The organism is Hungatella sp. SL.1.14 (assembly GCF_024460495.1).
In the GTDB taxonomy this organism is placed as follows: Bacteria; Bacillota; Clostridia; order Lachnospirales; family Lachnospiraceae; genus Hungatella; species Hungatella hathewayi.
Genome location: NZ_JANFYJ010000512.1, coordinates 1 through 289 on the forward strand (window position 1 = coordinate 1; position 289 = coordinate 289).

Genomic DNA, 289 nt, shown 5'->3' on the forward strand with positions numbered 1-289 from the left:
GTTCAGAAACGTCATGATCGACACCGTGGCGATGGACGATTTCATCATGGGCGTGATAATCTGGAAAACGATCTGGTAGATCCCGCATCCGTCCATGACCGCCGCCTCCTCCAGCTCAACCGGAATGGATTCCATAAAGCTGGACATCAAAAACAGGCCCTGGGGAAGTGAAAATGCCACGTACGGGATCAGCAGCGCCCAGATGGTATCGGTCAGACCCAGCTGATTGAATATCTTATAATTGGAAAGCAGCGTCGCATGAATGGGAATCATCATCCCCATGAGCAGA

The 289-nt window shown here is 51.2% G+C and carries 1 protein-coding gene; it reads right to left on the bottom strand.

The window, feature by feature from the left end:
- A partial coding sequence (locus tag NE473_RS32055) for an ABC transporter permease subunit (RefSeq protein ID WP_256265722.1) occupies window positions 1-289 on the bottom strand: 289 nt, incomplete at both ends.